This window comes from Caulobacter sp. BE254, assembly GCF_031457295.1.
In the GTDB taxonomy this organism is placed as follows: Bacteria; Pseudomonadota; Alphaproteobacteria; order Caulobacterales; family Caulobacteraceae; genus Caulobacter.
Genome location: NZ_JAVDWJ010000004.1, coordinates 255,557 through 271,845, shown reverse-complemented (window position 1 = coordinate 271,845; position 16,289 = coordinate 255,557). Strand labels below are relative to the sequence as shown.

18 protein-coding genes are annotated in these 16,289 nt (G+C 67.8%); 5 read left to right on the top strand and 13 right to left on the bottom strand.

Annotated features, from left to right (window positions below; genetic code table 11):
• The first annotated feature begins 186 nt into the window (after positions 1 to 186).
• Both J2X41_RS10190 and J2X41_RS10185 read left to right on the top strand, forming a co-directional pair.
• Positions 187 to 873 (top strand): response regulator transcription factor, encoded by a 687-nt coding sequence (locus tag J2X41_RS10190; protein ID WP_310081598.1) that lies wholly within the window; start codon positions 187 to 189, stop codon positions 871 to 873.
• A 3-nt stretch (positions 874 to 876) separates the two neighbouring features.
• Positions 877 to 2,223: an ATP-binding protein gene (locus J2X41_RS10185; protein WP_310081597.1), complete on the top strand. Its 1,347-nt coding sequence runs from the start codon at positions 877 to 879 to the stop codon at positions 2,221 to 2,223.
• Between the two features lie 42 nt (positions 2,224 to 2,265).
• Here J2X41_RS10185 and J2X41_RS10180 read toward each other — a convergent pair whose 3' ends face one another.
• From J2X41_RS10180 to J2X41_RS10165, 4 genes are all read right to left on the bottom strand, one after another.
• On the bottom strand, positions 2,266 to 3,105 hold the full coding sequence (locus J2X41_RS10180; RefSeq protein WP_404979923.1) for an alpha/beta fold hydrolase: 840 nt from the start codon (positions 3,103 to 3,105) through the stop codon (positions 2,266 to 2,268).
• Between the two features lie 137 nt (positions 3,106 to 3,242).
• The gene (locus J2X41_RS10175) at positions 3,243 to 3,800 is read right to left on the bottom strand and encodes an AraC family transcriptional regulator (RefSeq protein ID WP_310081595.1); all 558 of its coding nucleotides are present in this window, start codon (positions 3,798 to 3,800) and stop codon (positions 3,243 to 3,245) included.
• Positions 3,797 to 4,207, bottom strand: coding sequence for a hypothetical protein (locus tag J2X41_RS10170; RefSeq protein ID WP_310081594.1), 411 nt, complete (start codon positions 4,205 to 4,207; stop codon positions 3,797 to 3,799). Before J2X41_RS10170 ends, J2X41_RS10175 begins: the two co-directional genes overlap by 4 nt.
• A 162-nt stretch (positions 4,208 to 4,369) precedes the next feature.
• Positions 4,370 to 4,831 carry a carboxymuconolactone decarboxylase family protein gene (locus J2X41_RS10165; protein ID WP_310081593.1) on the bottom strand — a complete coding sequence of 154 codons (462 nt, stop codon included), beginning with the start codon at positions 4,829 to 4,831 and terminating at the stop codon, positions 4,370 to 4,372.
• A 380-nt stretch (positions 4,832 to 5,211) separates the two neighbouring features.
• Between J2X41_RS10165 and J2X41_RS10160 the strand changes: the two genes are divergently transcribed.
• Positions 5,212 to 5,967 (top strand): SDR family oxidoreductase, encoded by a 756-nt coding sequence (locus J2X41_RS10160; RefSeq protein ID WP_310081591.1) that lies wholly within the window; start codon positions 5,212 to 5,214, stop codon positions 5,965 to 5,967.
• 101 nt (positions 5,968 to 6,068) lie between these two features.
• On the opposite strand, the gene J2X41_RS10155 is transcribed toward J2X41_RS10160, so the two are convergent.
• The 9 genes from J2X41_RS10155 to J2X41_RS10115 form a co-directional block, all read right to left on the bottom strand.
• Complete coding sequence (locus J2X41_RS10155; protein WP_310081590.1) at positions 6,069 to 6,731, bottom strand: hypothetical protein; 663 nt, start codon at positions 6,729 to 6,731, stop codon at positions 6,069 to 6,071.
• A complete protein-coding gene (locus J2X41_RS10150; RefSeq protein WP_310081589.1) occupies positions 6,728 to 7,513 on the bottom strand; it encodes an SDR family oxidoreductase in 786 nt (261 codons plus the stop codon). The genes J2X41_RS10155 and J2X41_RS10150 overlap by 4 nt, the downstream gene beginning before the upstream one ends.
• Positions 7,514 to 7,518: 5 nt before the next feature.
• Positions 7,519 to 8,304 carry an NAD(P)H-binding protein gene (locus J2X41_RS10145; protein WP_310081588.1) on the bottom strand — a complete coding sequence of 262 codons (786 nt, stop codon included), beginning with the start codon at positions 8,302 to 8,304 and terminating at the stop codon, positions 7,519 to 7,521.
• A gap of 204 nt (positions 8,305 to 8,508) precedes the next feature.
• The gene (locus J2X41_RS10140; protein WP_310081586.1) at positions 8,509 to 9,105 is read right to left on the bottom strand and encodes a glutathione binding-like protein; all 597 of its coding nucleotides are present in this window, start codon (positions 9,103 to 9,105) and stop codon (positions 8,509 to 8,511) included.
• Positions 9,106 to 9,285: 180 nt separating this feature from the next.
• Positions 9,286 to 11,289: an ATP-binding protein gene (locus J2X41_RS10135; RefSeq protein WP_310081585.1), complete on the bottom strand. Its 2,004-nt coding sequence runs from the start codon at positions 11,287 to 11,289 to the stop codon at positions 9,286 to 9,288.
• Positions 11,290 to 11,311: 22 nt separating this feature from the next.
• Positions 11,312 to 11,770 carry a response regulator gene (locus J2X41_RS10130; protein WP_310081584.1) on the bottom strand — a complete coding sequence of 153 codons (459 nt, stop codon included), beginning with the start codon at positions 11,768 to 11,770 and terminating at the stop codon, positions 11,312 to 11,314.
• A gap of 143 nt (positions 11,771 to 11,913) precedes the next feature.
• Positions 11,914 to 12,807: a hypothetical protein gene (locus J2X41_RS10125; protein WP_310081583.1), complete on the bottom strand. Its 894-nt coding sequence runs from the start codon at positions 12,805 to 12,807 to the stop codon at positions 11,914 to 11,916.
• Between the two features lie 28 nt (positions 12,808 to 12,835).
• A complete protein-coding gene (locus tag J2X41_RS10120; protein ID WP_310081581.1) occupies positions 12,836 to 13,267 on the bottom strand; it encodes a DUF427 domain-containing protein in 432 nt (143 codons plus the stop codon).
• 239 nt (positions 13,268 to 13,506) lie between these two features.
• Positions 13,507 to 14,394: a LysR substrate-binding domain-containing protein gene (locus J2X41_RS10115; RefSeq protein ID WP_310081580.1), complete on the bottom strand. Its 888-nt coding sequence runs from the start codon at positions 14,392 to 14,394 to the stop codon at positions 13,507 to 13,509.
• A gap of 138 nt (positions 14,395 to 14,532) precedes the next feature.
• On the opposite strand from J2X41_RS10115, the gene J2X41_RS10110 reads away from it, so the two are divergent.
• A complete protein-coding gene (locus J2X41_RS10110; protein WP_310081579.1) occupies positions 14,533 to 15,291 on the top strand; it encodes an SDR family oxidoreductase in 759 nt (252 codons plus the stop codon).
• A gap of 138 nt (positions 15,292 to 15,429) precedes the next feature.
• Positions 15,430 to 16,215 carry an alpha/beta hydrolase gene (locus J2X41_RS10105; RefSeq protein WP_310081578.1) on the top strand — a complete coding sequence of 262 codons (786 nt, stop codon included), beginning with the start codon at positions 15,430 to 15,432 and terminating at the stop codon, positions 16,213 to 16,215.
• Positions 16,216 to 16,289: the final 74 nt, after the last annotated feature.

The following is a 16,289-nucleotide window of genomic DNA, read 5'->3' as shown; positions in this document are numbered from 1 at the left end:
CCGTTCCCCCCTGAACTCCCAAGCCGCGAGGGTGAACACGTATTTGCCGCCGGGAGAGGGTGTGATGGTAGCCCCAAGTTAGGGGGGCGAACATCCCTCGATCCGGGGCGCGCCACCGACCGCTTCAGGGGCGCCGCCCACGAGTCTTCCGTGGAGAATGGCCGTGTTAGCCCAGAGGGAACAAGGATGAATCAGGTGCTGCGACATCAGCCCCCGGGCTCGGCGACGCCCGCTGACGCCGGCTCGGCGGAGCGCCCGCTGGTCCGGATCGTCGACGACGACCCGGATGTGCGGATGGCCCTGGCCGAGCTCCTGGAATCGGTGGGGATCGACGCCGCGACCTTCGCCTCGACCCGGGAGTGGCTGGAGTCTGGAGAGGTCGACCGCCCGGGCTGCCTGATCCTTGACGTGCGGATGCCTGGCTCCAGCGGCCTGGATCTGCAGCATCATCTGGCGCGGAGCGGCGATCCCAAGCCGATCATCTTCCTGACGGGGCACGGCGACATTCCCATGACGGTCCAGGCGATGAAGGCCGGCGCCGTCGATTTCCTCACCAAACCGGTGCGGGACCAGACGCTGCTCGACGCGGTGACGACCGGGATCGAACGGGACCTGGCGCAGCGGGCGAACGCGACCGCCGTCAGGCGCCATCTCGACCTGCTGGCCATGCTCACGCCGCGCGAGCGCCAGGTGCTGGCCGAGGTGGCGCGAGGCCGGCTCAACAAGCAGATCGCCTTCGACCTCGGCATCAGCCAGATCACGGTAAAGCTTCACCGCAGCAATGTGATGCGGAAGATGCAGGCGAACTCGGTCGGCGAGTTGATCCGCGCCTGGGAAGCGATCCCCGAGGATCTGCGCGAAAGGCGGCCCTAGGCGATGGCGTGGCGCCTGTCGGGCTCGGATCCCGCCGCTGTGGAAGCGCGCGGCGGCTGGAACCAGGAATGGAAAAAGCCGGTCCCGACCCCTTCCGGCAATGATCGCGATGAGGTCGCCCGAGGAACGATCGCGGCGCGGCAGGCGGGCGAGGACCGTTTCCGGATGCTGATCCACCATACGCCCACGCCCCTCTGGTACGTGGACGCGCGGGGCGCCGGCGAAGTCTTCGAGCGCCTTCGGGCCGAGGGCGTGACCGACATCGCCGCCTATCTCGACGCCCATCCGGAGTTGGTGGAGATCGCCCAGGACATCGTCCTGGTCACCGAGATCAACCGAGCGGCCGTCGCCCTGTTCGGGGCCGACACCGCCACGGACCTGATCGGGCCGGTCCGATATCTGTTCGCCGCGACTCCGGAGATGGCCAAGCGCGTGATGGTCGCCCTCTTCGAGGGACGGCGAAACTATGTCGAACAGGCCAAGATGGCGACCTTCGACGGCCAGGTCCGCGACGTGGTGTTCTCGGTCACCTATCCCGCGCCGCCGGAACACCTCGACACCACCTTCATCACCATCGAGGACATCACCGAGCGCCTGCGGACGGAAGCCCAGTTGCGCCGTCTGCAGGCGGACTTCGCGCACGCCGCGCGCGTCTCGATGCTGGGGGAGCTGGCGACGTCGATCGCCCATGAGGTCAAGCAGCCGCTGGCGGCCATCGTCACCAACGCCGAGACCAGCCTGCGATGGTTGGTGCGGGAGGAGCCGAACCTGGCCAAGGTGAACGAGCTGATCGCGCGGATCGCGGCGAGCGCCCGGCGCGCCAACGACATCATCCAGCGCGTGCGGAGCATGGCGGTCAAGCAGGAGCCGGAGCGCCTGGTCCTCGACCTGGCCGAGGTGGCCGACGAGGCCGTTCATTTCGTGCGCCACGACCTCGACGCGCGGGGGATCACCCTGCTGCGCGCGGACGCCGACCAGCTTCCGCCGGTGGTCGGAGATCGGGTGCAGCTGCAGCAGGTGGTCGTCAATCTGCTGGTCAACAGCATCCAGGCGATCGCGCAGGCCGACGCTCACGAGCGCCGCATCGCGCTGAAGATCGATGTCGACACGGCCGACGCCGTGACGCTGTCGGTCCATGACTCCGGGCCAGGCGTCGCCGAGGCGGACCTGGACTGCGTGTTCGACGGGTTCTTCACCACCAAGGACACGGGCATGGGGATCGGCCTTTCGATCTGCCAGTCGATCATCGCCGAGCACGGCGGCGGGATCGGCGTGATGAACCACCCCGAGGGCGGCGCGATCTTTCGCGTGATCCTGCCGGTCGCCCGCGACGCGCCGTTCGGCGGTTGACGCCTCCCGATCGATCGGGAGGCGTCAACCTGACCTGCGGGGTCAGCTCTTGAGGAAGGCCAGCAGGTCAGGGTTGATGATCTCGGCGTGGGTCGTGGCCATGCCGTGCGGCAGGCCCTTGTAGACCTTCAGCGCGCCCTTCTTCAGCAGCTTGATCCCCACCAGGGCGGCGTCGGCGATCGGCACGATCTGGTCGTCGTCGCCGTGCATCAGCAGCACCGGCGCCTCGATCGTCTTGAGATCGTCGGTGAAATCGGTCGCCGAAAAGGCCGCGATGCAGTCGTACTGGGCCTTGGCGCCGCCCATCATGGCCTGGCGCCACCAGTTGTCGACCAGGGCCTGGCTGACCTTGGCGCCGGGGCGGTTGAAGCCGTAGAACGGACCCGAAGGCAGGTCCCGGTAGAACTGGGAGCGATTGGTGGCCACGGCCGTGCGCAGAGCGTCGAACGCCTCGATCGGCAGGCCGCCCGGATTGGCCGGCGTCTTGACCATGATCGGCGGCACCGCCCCGATCAGTACGACCTTGGACACCCGGCCCCCGCCGCCATAACGGGCGACGTAGCGCGCCGCTTCGCCGCCGCCGGTCGAGTGGCCGACGTGGATGGCGTTCTTCAGGTCCAGGTGCGCCGTCACCACCGCGAGGTCGGCGGCGTAGGTGTCCATGTCGTTGCCGACGTCGGTCTGGGTCGAGCGTCCGTGGCCGCGGCGGTCATGGGCGATGACGCGGAAGCCCTGCGACAGGAAGAACAGCATCTGGTTGTCCCAGTCGTCGCCGCTCAGCGGCCAGCCGTGGTGGAACACGATCGGCTGGGCGGTCTTTGGACCCCAGTCCTTGTAGAAGATTTGAACGCCGTCCTTGGTGGTGACGTAGCCGCTGCCCATGGTCTTGGTTCCTGATGCTGGTTGGGGTGGAGGGAGAGGAATGGCCTGGGCGACGCCGTTCGAGGTCAGGGCGGCGGCGGCCAGGCCCAGGCCCGCGGTCACGACGACGCGGCGCGAGGCGTGGTGGTCTTGCGGGTTCATGATGCGTCCCTTGAGGTGAGGCTGGAGGCGAGATTGTCGCGCCGCCATTGGCGTGGCGTGGTCCCGACGGTCTGGCGAAACAGCCGCGAGAAATGGGCTTGATCGGCGAAGCCGCAGGCCAAGGCGACCTGGCTGAGCGGCGTCAGCGTGTCGCGCATCAGCGCCTGGGCGCGTTCGATGCGGCGGCGCAGGACCAGCTGGCGCAGCGACAATCCGAAGGTGTTCCTGCAGGCGCGCGCGAAATGGCTGCAGCTCAGCCTGACCAACGGCGCCAGGACCTCCAGGCTCAGCTTGCGATCGAGGTTTTCCGCGATGAAGCGATCGATCTTCTTCATGCGCCAGGGCGCCAACACCGCGCCGCGAGGCAGGGCGCGTCGGCGGTCCTTGTCTGGATCCGGTTCGCCGTTCGTCCACCCATTGTCCTGGTTTGCGAAACTCCGGGTCTCGGCGGCCCGTAGCGAGGCCTGGATCAGGTCGGCGACCACGGAGGCGGTCGAGGCGTCGCCGCCGCGCAACGGCGTCCGATGGGTGAAGGTTGCTGACTCCGGGGTCATGCCGCCTTCTCCGTCGTCTGGGTGCGGAACGCCCAGGCCGTCAGCAGCCATCCCAGGATCGCCGGCAGGGTCACCGCCGGAAAATCACGAGGAATGACCGAAGCCGAGCAGATGCCGACCGCCACTTCCCAGAAGTGGAACAGAGCATGGCCCGTGAGCCAGATCGTCGGGACGGCCCAGAGGAGGAGGCGCTGGCGAGGCTGGAACGCGCCAGCCAGGAAGCCCGCGCCGATCAACAGGAAGATCAGGCCGATGTCGCGGAGGAAGTGCTGGTTGAACGACCCCGTCGTCGTCACGCCTGGCACGGCGAAATACCAGGCCTGCGGGGCGAGCAGCATGAAGACGCCGTTGGCCAGGGCGGAGACACCGAGCAGGGCGGCCAGGCCGATACAGGTGGATTTCAGCATGATGGTCCCTTTCAAGAGCCGGCGGGCCGGCGGCCGCGCCTGGGCTCGTCGGGGGCGACGAGCCCAGGCGCGCACGGAGAGCGGCGTCTCGTCCTGGGGGGAGGGAGGACTGCCGTCTCCGCGGATCTCCGAAGCGGCGGGCTTCGGATCTCGTGACGCCGCCTAGGCGGCTGCGACGGCGGGTTGGACCGGGTGGACGGCGCGAGCGGCCACCTGCAGACGGTTCCAGGTGTTGATCTGGCCGATCATCACCGAGAGGGTCGCGATCTCGACCTCCGTGAACTGGCTCTTGACCAGCGCGTAGTCGGCGTCGGGGGCGCCGGTCTTGGCGATCTTGGTCAGCGACTCGGTCCAGGTCAGGGCGGCGCGCTCACGATCGGTGAACAGCGGCGACTCCCGCCAGGTGTCGAGCAGGAACAGGCGCATGTCGGTTTCGCCGTGGGCCTTGGCGGCGGTGACATGCATGTGGACGCAGAAGGCGCAGCCGTTGATCTGCGAGGCGCGGATCTTCACCAGGTCGGCGAGGCTGGTTTCGATGCTCGTCTCGGCCAGGGCCTTTTCGACGACCAGCAGGGCGTTGGTCAGGTCCGTGACGATCTTGAAGGGGGCGAAGCGCGGGGTCATGTCTGGTCCTTGGGTGGAGTTGAAGAGCCCCAAGGATGCCGAGCCCGGCGGGATGGCGACCACCGTTCGCGAAGTCCGCCGGACTAGGCCTCGGGCATAGGGCGGCCCGGCCGCCGGGACAGGTCGGGTGGCGTCCTGCCTAGCCCCGGTCGCTCGCGAGTATAGGTTTCACCGAAAACATCGCTGGAAGTACGCCTCTCCTTACGCCAAAGGACGTAAATCGATCCGCAAATATAGTTATCGGCGCCCTGGATGCATCTTTCGCACAACTGGATGACCCGGCGGGTGTTTCGCCCCATACGTTTTGACTAAAGTCGATCCGTGGCGCTCTTCTCGATGCCCATATTATTCTTCGGCGACAATAGTCGAGGAGATATGACATGAAGATCGTCGTCATCGGCGGGACCGGACTTATCGGGTCCAAGACCGTCAGCAACCTGTCCCGCTTGGGCCAGGAGGTGATCGCCGCCGCGCCCAACACCGGCGTCAACACACTCACCGGCGAGGGCTTGGCCGAGGCGCTCGCCGGGGCCGACGTTGTCGTCGATGTCGCCAATTCGCCGTCGTTCGAGGACGACGCGGCCATGGCGTTCTTCCAGACCGCGGGGCGCAACCTCCTGGCCGCCGAGCAGGTCGCCGGGGTCAAGCATCACGTCGCCTTGTCAGTGGTGGGAACCGAACGCCTGCAGGCCAGCGGTTATTTCCGCGCCAAGCTGGCTCAGGAGGCTTTGATCAAGGCCTCGCCGACGCCCTACACGATCCTGCGCTCGACGCAGTTCTTCCAGTTCGTCGGCGGCATCGTCCACTCGGCGGCCGCCGGCGACGCCATTCGTCTGCCGCCGGTCCAGATCCAGCCGATCGCGGCCGACGACGTCGCCGCCGTCTTGGCCAAGGTGGTGGTGAGCCCGCCGGTCAACGGCACGATCGAGGTGGCCGGCCCCGAGAGCTTCCGCCTCGACACGTTCGCCGAGCAATATCTGGACGCCCAGCAGGATCCGCGCGAGGTCGTGGCCGACCCCCAGGCGCTCTATTTCGGCGCCGCGCTGGACGACAGATCCCTGACGCCTGGTCCGGATTCGGTCCTTGGGGAAATCACGTTCGAGGACTGGCTCAACGAGTCCATGGCCGCGGACTAGCCTTCAGAACGCCAAAGACCCCGCCCGAAGCCAGATCGGCTTCGGGCGGGGTTATTTTTGCGCCAAGCTTAGGGCTGTCCCGTCGGGGCGGTTGTACGGGCCTATTCGCTGAAGGGGCCGTTGGCGATCACGTCGACCCAGGACGGAGCCTTGTAGCCGGGGACCAGCCGCTCGCCGAAATCGCGAATGAAGGTGGGGTAGGTGGTCTCCGGCTTGGTCTCGGCCATGTGGCAGACGCAAGCGGTGAACCTGCGCTTCATGTCGAGCCGCGGCGCGGCGGCGACGGCCAAGGCGATCGCCGAGGCGCCCAGCAGGTCGTTATCGGGCGTCCCGAAGTCGGCGCCGACGCCGCGCGCGCACAGCGCGACTTCGGGCTCCTTGAACACGCCGATCGACGGCGTCGCATGCAGGGCGATGCTGTCCCAGACCAGCTGCGCGCGCCGGTCATCGAAGCCCTGTTCGCGCACGAAGGTCGCCGCGACGCCGGCGCCGTTGACCTCGAAGCGGTTGGGGCCCACGGCGTGTTCGGTCAAGCCCAGGTCATGCAGCAGGGTCGATACGGCCAGGATCTCGGCGTCGTGCGCGACATCCTCCAGCATGGCGAGCTTGGCGGCGAACATCCACGAGCGGGCGGCGTGGTTGAACAGGAAGGCGGGGCAGCGGTCGCGGGCGTAGTCGAAGGCCCGGTCGATCAGAGGCGACTGGGGAAGGTCCGGAAAATGCGCCCGCAGCTGGGCCTGGGTGGTGGGAGCGACGTCGGTCACGGCGTGTATGTCCTGATGGATTGCGAGGGGGCGGCCGCGGTCCGTTCCCGCAGCCAACTGTCGAATTCGGTGTGGCCAAACCGCGGGACAGCGCCCGCGATCAAGGTCTCGTCGTTGAGGAGCGTGCCGAAATACAGCGCCTGCGGATCGGCCGTTACGCGTCGCGCGTCGCCGCGCGCGGCCAGATAGCGCCGCGCCAGATCGTCCAGTCGGAAGGGGTCCGGACCGGCGACCTCGAGGGTGTCGTTCATGGGGGTGCGATTGGCGGTGTCGGCCAGGGCGCCCGCCGCGTCCTGGGCGGCGATGAACTGGACGCGGGCCGGCGGCAGGCGGACTTCCTGGCCGCGAGCAGCCGCCTCGACCACGCTGTCCAGGAACTCGAAGAACTGGGTGGAACGGACGATCGTGAATGGCACGCTGGACGCCTTGATCACAGCCTCCTGCATCAGCTTGGCGCGGAAGTAGCCATTCTCCGCCAGCCGTTCCGTGCCGACGATCGACAGGGCCACGTAATGGCGCACGTCGTTGGACGCCGCCGCCGCCAGGATGTTGCGGCTCGAGGTCTCGAAGAACCGCATGGCTGTGGCTTCGTCATAGGTTGGCGAGTTGACGACATCGACGACGACCTGGGCGCCGACCAGCGCCTCCTCCAGGCCCTCGCCGGTGATGACATTGACGCCCGTCCGCTGGGAAGCGGCCGTGACCTGGTGGCCCTGGCGCGTCAGGATGTCGACGACCTTGGATCCGACGACGCCCGTGCCGCCCGTGACTATGATCTTCATGGGATTCAAGCCTTCCGCTTGGGGTGAAGGACCGCCGGCGCCGGCGATTGCAGGCTCTGGCGCAGCCAGTCGGAGAAACGGGTCGGGGCGATGCGCGGCTGGTCGCCGGGGAGCAGGGACTGATCGTTCAGCTCCGCGCCGAAATAGCGGGCATGGACGTCGGCGGTGACCCGGCGGGTGTCCTCGTAGGCGGTGAGGACCTGGGTCGCCAGGTCGTCCAGATGGTGGCGCTCCGGGCCCGCAACCTCGGTGGTTCGGTTCAGCGGCGGGCTCAGGACGATGTCGGCCAGGGCCTCGGCGACGTCCTCGCCTGCGATCGGCTGGACCAGGGCGGGCGAGATCACCACGTCACGATCCGTGCCGTTCTGCACCACGCCCGTGATGAACTCGAAGAACTGGGTCGAGCGCAGGATCGTGAAGGGAAGACCGGAGGCTCTGACCAGGTCTTCCTGGATCTTCTTGGCCTGGAAGTAGCCGCTGTCCTGTAGCCGGTCCGTGCCCACGATCGACAGGGCGACGTGGTGCCGGACCCCGGCGGCCAGGCCCGCGGCGAGCAGGTTGCGGCCCGAGGCCTCGAAGAACGCCCTGGCGTCGGGGCCGTCCAGGGACGGCGACTGGGTCACGTCGACGACCACAGTGGCGCCGTCCAGCGCCCGTTCCAGGCCGGCCTTCGTGATGGTGTTCACGCCGAAGGTCGGCGAGGCTTCGAGAACCCTGTAGTCGTCCTGGCGAAGATTATAGACCAGCTTCTCGCCGATCCGGCCGCTGCCGCCAACCACCACGATCTTCATGTCCGTTACCTCAAGCTGATCCAGAACCGAGGATCGAAGGCTAGGACCGGGAGCGGTCGTGGGTCGATTGGGTGAAAGGGCGAGGGCGGGCTATCCTCGCGTATAGGGCGCCACCGCAGTTCAACGAGGGACCCCGAACCGTCCCGCTGTGGCGGCCGGTCCGGGGTTTGACGGGCGGCCCGCAGGCTCCTGGCCGCCCGCGCCTCAGGCCGCCAAGGCCTCCAGCCCTTCCTGGGCCAGCGCCGTGCGGACGGTCTCGCGCGAAATCATGCGCCGGTAGAAGGCCTCCAGGCGGGGCGGGATCTGCAGTTCGTTGCGGCGCGCCCAGGTCAGCATGACGAACAGGTAGGCGTCGGCGACGCTGAGGTTCGGCCCCAGGAGGAAATCGCTGTCCATGCTCTCGGCGAGGTAGCCCAGGCGCTTGCTGACCTCTGCGGCGGCGCGGGCCTTCTCGTCGGGAGAGCCGGAATGGAAGAACGGTTTGAATCCGCCGTGGATCTCGGTCGAGATGTAGGCCGTGGCCTCGAGCAGGCGGAACCAGCCCAACGGACCCTCCGGACGCAGGCCCGGCGACTGCTCGGCGATCCACGACAGGATGGCGATATTCTCGGTGATCATCTCGCCGCTGTCGAGCACCAGGGCAGGGACGTAGCCCTTGGCGTTGACCGCGTCGAAGCTGGCGCCGTCCTCGGTGGTGCGGGTGTGCAGATCCACGCGGATGAAGTCGCAGGCGATGCCGGCCTCAGCCAACGCGATCCGATCGGCGAGGCTGCAGGCGCCGGTGACATAGTAGAGTTTCATGGTCGGCTCTCTAGCGAGGCGGGGAGGAAATTCGGCCTGGAGGCTCTCGCGAACCCGCCGAACCGTGGGGCGAACGCTAGGTTGAGGCGCTCCGATGGTCGATTGGACGAAAGGGCGAGGTCGCCTCTACCCAAGCATAGGTCCGCCCACGCTTTTTCGGAGAAGCTGCCGAACCGGCCTCTAAGAAGAGGCGCTGCGGGCTTCGCGCATGGCCGGCAGCGTGATCGTGAACAGCGCTCCGCCGTCCGGATGGTTGGCGGCGGTGATCGCGCCGCCATGGCTGGAGGCGATCGATTGGCAAATCGCCAGACCGATGCCCATGCCCTCGGACTTGGTGGTGAAAAAGCCGTCGAACACCCGCCCCAGATCGGCGTCAGGGATTCCAGGTCCAGTGTCGCGAAACGTCACGACGATCGAGCCGCCATCATACAGCCGGGTCGAGATCCGGATCGTGGGTCGATCCACGACGATGGATGTCAGCGCCTGGATGCTGTTGACGAGCAGGTTGACCACGATCTGTTGCAGTTGGACGCGATCGCCCAGGGTGCGCGGCAGGTCGGCGGCCAGGTCCAGCGACACGGTGATGTCCTTCTCGTCGGTGTCGTGGCGCACGAAGTTGACCGCCTGGGCGACGGCGTCGTTGAGGTCGAGCGCCAGACGGGCCGGCTCGCGCTTGCCGGCCATGTCTTGGATCCGGTTGATGATGTCGCTGGCGCGGCGCGCGCTCTCGGCGATGCGCTCGGTGAGCTGGGTGACCTTCGCCAGGTTCGGTTCGTCGCGCGCGAGCCAGCGCAGGCTGGTCTCGGCGTTGGTTAGCATGGCCGAGAGGGGCTGCTTGACCTCGTGCGCGATCGACGCGGTGAGTTCGCCAAGGGTCGACAGGCGCGCGGCGTGGGCGAAATCGGCTTCGATCCGCCGGAGCTTGGTCTCGGTCTCGAGCCGCGCGGTGTTGTCGATCATCACGACGATCGTCTCGTCGAACCGCCGCCCGACGCCGGGGAACATCACGACGTACAGAACGTCCTGCAGCCGACCGTCCAGGGTCGGGATCTTGATTTCCTCGACATGGGAGGTGGCGCCCGCGCAGTGGGCCAGGAACACGCGACGGGCCGCGTCGGGCGCGGCCGCGAAGAAGTATTTGACCGGCCCGATCAGTTGCGATCGATCCTTGGCCCCCATCAGCGCCATCGCCTGTTCGTTGACGTCGGTCACCAGAACGACGTCATGAACCAGATCAATGAGGTCGGGATGATCGGCCAGGTAAGCCGGCACGTCCCCCACACCGCCCGCGCCGTCGGGGACAAGGCGCGTGAGCAGCCTGTCCGCCGCGGAGGCGTCGACCTGCCAGATGGGGATGGGCATGGTCGAGATCATGTTGCGATAGCGGTCCTGGCGAGCCTCCAGCTCGTGCAGCGCGCTCGCCGCGTCCACCTTGCCGCCGATCGTCACGAAGATGGTGTCCTGGCAACGCCGGTCGCCCGCGCGCCAACCGGTCAGGACCACATCGTTCAGCCATCCCGCCGTGCCGATGTCGCGCCTCTCGACCTCGTCGTCGGTCTTCAGCGCCAGGGCGAGGATCAACTCCGCCAGGAGGGCGCGGCTCTGTTCGGGCCAGAGGGCGGCGATGGGCCGGGTCACCAGATGGTCGCGGTCCATCGGCAGGCCGAACAGACGGATCGCCGCCGGATTGAGGTCGAGGATCCGAACCGCCTCCAATACGGCGTCCAACTGATCCTCGCTCCATTCGCGCTCGCCCCAGGACGCGGTTCCTGTGTCGAAAAGCGCGTGCAGGTTGGCGATGCTGAGTTGCCAACAGGCGGTTCGGTCGTTTCGAGGTCCGCTGGACGAAACCGAAGGCGCGACCGGCGGCTCGCCGGCGTCGCGGTCGCCATACTCGACGACGTCCGTGGCCTGGCCCGACGCATCGACACGCACGATCAGGCGGACCGCCGCCGCCACCTCGTCGCCGCGCTCCGCACGTCGGCGAAGCGTTCCGCGCCAGCCGCCCGCGTCCAAGATCGATTTCCAGGACGGGCCGCCCACTTGCAGGCTGTCGAAGCGGCGGTCCAGGGCGTCAGCCCGGCTCCATCCGTAGAGCTCGGCCGAGGCGGGGTTGCAGTATCTGATCGACCCGGCCAGGTCGTACAGGATCACGCTCTCGGAGGCGTGGTCGGCTAGCTCCATCGCTGGGTCCTCCCTCGCGATCTCAGCCGGGTTCGCAGCTTTGGGAGTCGCCGCCCTTGCCCAAAGCCGCGTTGAGATGTCTGAGCAGAACCTGGTCGTTGATCGGCTTGGTGAGATAGGCCAGGGCGCCCGACGCCAGGACGCGGGCCCGGGTGGCGGGATCGGTCTGAGCCGAAATGATGATGACGGGCAGGGCGGGGTCGAGCGCCTTCATGCGCTGCTGGAGCTGCAGCCCGCTTTCGCCCGCCAGATTGAGGTCGGTGACCAGGCCCGCGAAGCGTCCCGGCGCGTAAGCGGCCATGAAGCTTTCGCCGCCGTCGAAGGTCAGGCAAGCAAAGTCGAACACCTCTATCAGTTCCGACAGGGCTTCGCGCATGGCCTTGTCGTCGTCGACGACCGCGAAAAGAGGCACAATGGACAAGTTACGGGCCCTTGCGCGGCTGGTGTAGCCCCGAGCCTCTTTCATCGGCTCAAATCCCATCTGGCGACACCTATCCAAAGGTCTAGCCCCGATGGGTCTTCGCTACCGCTGTGGGCTGGAGACTGTCAGGCGCGAACAGATACATGGCGAAAGGCGCGGGCGTTCCTCATCGAAGGCTTCCGCGCGGTTCGCCGTAGGGGCGATCAGCCGCGGCCGGTCCATGCCTTGGCGCCGAGCCAGCTGGCCAGGTTGAGCACATAGCGTTGGGTGTCGGCCATGGCTTGCGGCGTGGTGATCAGGCCGTCGCCGGGCGGCTCGACGACGAAGCTGGGACTGCCCGACCGGATGTCCCAATTGTAGTCGGCGAAATGGTGGAAGGTGCTCTGAGCGATCGCCCGGCCGCCGGTTGACCCGGCCTCGAAGGCCACGGCGATGTTGAACGGCCGGCCCGTGACCTTGCTGGTCCCCGTGGCGATGACGCGGGCGTCCGCTCCTTCCGGCGCGCGGACGCCGCCCTCGTGAGGATGGGAGGGCAGGTAGCGGATGGCGCCGGCGGGGGCGGCCGGGTCGCTCAGCACCGGATGCACCGGCAGGACCGGCGTGATCGTCTGGTAATCGCCATTGGCCCCGGAATGGAAGTTCGGCCACGAGATCGCGGTCGTGTAGGGATCGTCGGGCCTGTGCTCGGCCGGGTCGGGGTGTGGGTTGCGGGTGTGGAAATAGTGCGCCGCGCCGACGCCGCCGAGCGTGCAGATCGACGACCCCAGGTCCATGTGGTCGCGCGTCACCATCAAGCCGCCGCCGGCCTGGCGAAAACGCGAGATCGCGCCGCAGTCCTCGTGCGTCAGCCCGTCGCCGACGTCGACGGCGAACAGCCAGAGCTGGTCGAAGTTGCTGTGGTCCAAGGTCGAGAGCACCGAGTCGGGCGCGCCCAGCGGGTCGCGGTCGCGCAGGGTCACCTCATAGATCCGCTGGCCGTCGGCCGTTACCTGCGCGGCGAGCAATTGACCCAGCTTGCTGAAGCGGGCGATGGACCAGTCGTCCGTGGTCGGAGCGATGGTGGTCTGCAGCAGGATCTTGATCGGGGCCGGGCTCATCCTGTCCTCCTCTGGCATGGGTGTCGCGTCAGGTCGCCGGCTCGCGGCCGCGATCGTCGGTCTCGACGGCCTCGTCTTCGATCGCCGTGTCGGCCGGCGTGTGTCCGTGGACCTGGAACTCGACATGTTCGGGACGGAAGGCGATGCGGCCGGCGATCTCGGCGAAGACGGCGCCGGGCGTGTCGTAGGACCAGGCGATGTTCTCGACCAGGTGCTGGTCGCGATAGATCGTGAAGTAGCGCGCCTCGCCCCTGTCGGGGGTGCGGGTGACCTTGTCGGTCTGGCTCAGGAAGACCATGAACACGTCCTTGCGCGGGAAGTAACGGACCGGCGGACGGCCGGCCTCGTGCACCACGACCACGTCGTCGCTGTCGGCGATGTCATGGCCTTCGAACAGCACGCGGACGCGACCACGTTCACGGGCGACGGTGATCGAAGGGCTTTGGTCGGGGGGCGTCATGGCGGGTCTCCTCACTGACCGACTGTCGGTGCACGGCGCCTGCGGCCCAGGTCCTGGACCGCGAGCGCCGTGCTATTGAGCCGGACAGGTGGGACGCTCGTCTGCCGCTTCGTCGGCCGTAAGATGAAATCGGAAAAACTCTTACGTTCGTCATCCCTGTCGTGTCCGATTAACACGGCTCGACAGTGTTGGTATCGGCGAGGACCCTCTAAACGGAACTGTACTTTGGTCTAGGCCGACTAACCCTCCTTTGGGGCGTCGGTCGCACGACCGAGCGCCGCCACCTGGTCGGCCACGAAGTCGGCGAACAGTCGCGCTCTCAGGGGTTGAAAGCGGCCAAAGGCGTGGAGGATCTGCAGCGGCGCCGTGGGCAGGGGCGCATGGGGCATGACAATCTCCAGGCGGCCAGCTCGCAGGTCATCGTCCACCGTCCAGCGTAGCAGCTGAGCGATCCCCACCCCGTTGACCGCCGCGGCTCTCAGCGCGAACCCCGCGTCGCAATCGAGAACCCCCTCCGGTGAAAGCGTCGAGCCGTCCGCGAACGTGATCGGGAAAGGTCGACCGCCGAGCCGGTAGCGGACGTGGCGCGCGCTGCGAAGCGCTTCGAGGGTCTGGGGGCGCCCATAGTGATCGAGATGGCCGGGGGAGGCGACCAGGACCAGCGGCGCCTCGCCGAGCGCACGAACCACCAGCTCGGTGTCGTCCACCCGGCCGGCGCGCAGGACCAGGTCATAGCCCTCGCGGATGAGATCGACATGGCGGTCGGTCATGTCCAGCTCCAGGCGGATCCGGGGGTGTCGCTGAAGGAAGACCCGCGTCAGCGGATCCATCAGCAGGCGACCCAGATCGGTGGGCAGGGAGACGCGAAGCCGCCCTTCGGCCGCCGCCGCCGTCTGGACGGTGTCCCGCGCCTCGGCCAGGGCTCGCAGCAGCGGCGTGATCCGCTCGAAATAGGCGGCGCCCTCCGGGGTCAGGTTCAGCGTCCGGGTCGAGCGCGCGAACAGGATGACGCCGAGCCGGCGCTCCAACCGCGCGACGCTTTTGGAGACCGAGGAGGGGGTCGCGCCGGCTGCCCGCGCGGCGGCGCTGAAGGATCCCGCTTCCACGGTGTTGATGAAGGCCGCCAAGCCGGCGGCGTTGTCGAGAGGGTCCACGATCTGATCCATAATGGAACAAAGGCTTTGCCATTGGCCCACCTTATTTGAATTCCCGTCAAGGCTATCTGGGGTGCTCCGCACAGCAACGCCCTTGGAGGCCGCACGAAAATGGACACCCTCATCGACAAGGTCGCCGTGATCACCGGCGGCAACAGCGGCATCGGCCTGGCGTCGGCCAAGCTCTTCGCGCGCGAAGGCGCTTCGGTCATCATCACGGGGCGCAGAGCCGAGGTGGTCGACGCGGCGGTCGCGCAGATCGGTCCCCGGGCCGTCGGCCTGGTCGGCGACGTCGCCGATCTCTCGCACCACGACGCCGTCGCCGAGCTGGTGCGCTCACGTTTCGGCGGCCTGGACATCTACATGGCCAATGCCGGGGTCAACACGATCACCCGGTCGCCGGATGTTTCCGAGGCCGAATACGACGCTCAGTTCGCGATCAACACGCGGGCGGTGTTCTTCGGCGTCCAGAAGATGCAGCCGCTTCTGCGTGACGGCGGTTCGGTCATCCTGACCAGCTCGATCGCCAGCGACAAGGCCCTGGACGGACACGCGGTCTATGCCGGTTCGAAGGCGGCCCTGGGAGGCTTCGCGCGCGGCTGGGCGCTGGAGTTCAAGACCCGCGGGATCCGGGTGAACATCCTGAGCCCGGGCCCGACCGACACCGCGATACTGGACAAGCTCGGCGTCCCGCCGTCCGAACGCGAAGCGTTCGAAACCGCCGTCGCGGCCGGTATTCCGCTGGGTCGTCTGGGTCGTCTGGGTCGTCCCGACGAATTGGCCCAGGCGGCGCTCTTCCTGGCCTCGGACGCCAGCAGCTTCATTACCGGCGTCAACCTCAAGGTCGATGGCGGCATGACTCTGCTCTAGCACCATCGGTCCCGCGCCCACGGCGCGGTCGTCCTAAACCTTGGGGGGAGGCGGGCAGGCCCTTTCGCGAGATAGGCGCGGGCCCGCCCGGCGACGCATCCTTTGCGCGAGGCCACCCCGGCCGCCACGGAGACATCGATGCGCAAGCCCTTCCAAGCCCTGTCGTTCGCCGCCGTCCTCGCCCTGTCAGGCGCGGCGGCGGCGCAAGCCGCGCCGCAAGGCGAAAAGCCGACGATCGTCCTCGTCCACGGCGCCTTCGCCGATTCCTCGGGCTGGAACGACGTGGTGTCGCGGCTGAACCGGGACGGCTACCGGGTGGTGGCCGCCGCCAATCCCCTGCGCGCCCTGGGTTCGGACGCCGCGACGGTGTCGGCGCTCGTCAAGTCGATCCCCGGGCCGGTCATCCTGGTGGGCCATTCCTACGGCGGCGAGGTGATCACCGAGGCGGCGAACGGCAATGGCAACGTCGAGGCGCTGGTCTATGTCGCCGGCTTCCTGCCTGAGGCCGGGGAGTCGGCGCTGTCGCTGTCCGGCAAGTTCCCGGGCGCCACCCTTGCTCCCGCCCTGGCGCCGGTGGCGCTGCCCGACGGCGACGAGGACTTCTACATCCAGCCCGCCAAGTTCCAGGCCCAGTTCGCCGCCGACGTCCCGGCCGCCAAGGCCGCCCTGATGGCCGCGACCCAGCGTCCGGTGACGGGACGCGCGCTTGCCGACATGGCGACCACGCCGACCTGGAAGCGGCTTCCGTCATACGTGATCTATGGTTCGGCCGACCGCAACATCCCCGCCGAAACCCAGCGGTTCATGGCCGAACGGGCGCACGCGCGCAAAACCGTCGCGGTCGAGGGCGGCTCCCACGCGCTGATGGTCTCCCACCCCGACAAGGTCGCCGCGCTGATCGAGGACGCCGCGTCGGCCCAGTGAAGCCTTGCCCGCGGCGTCACCCGCGGAGATTCTCCCGCAAGCCACGAAACGCCAGGCGCTCGCCGAGCGAATTC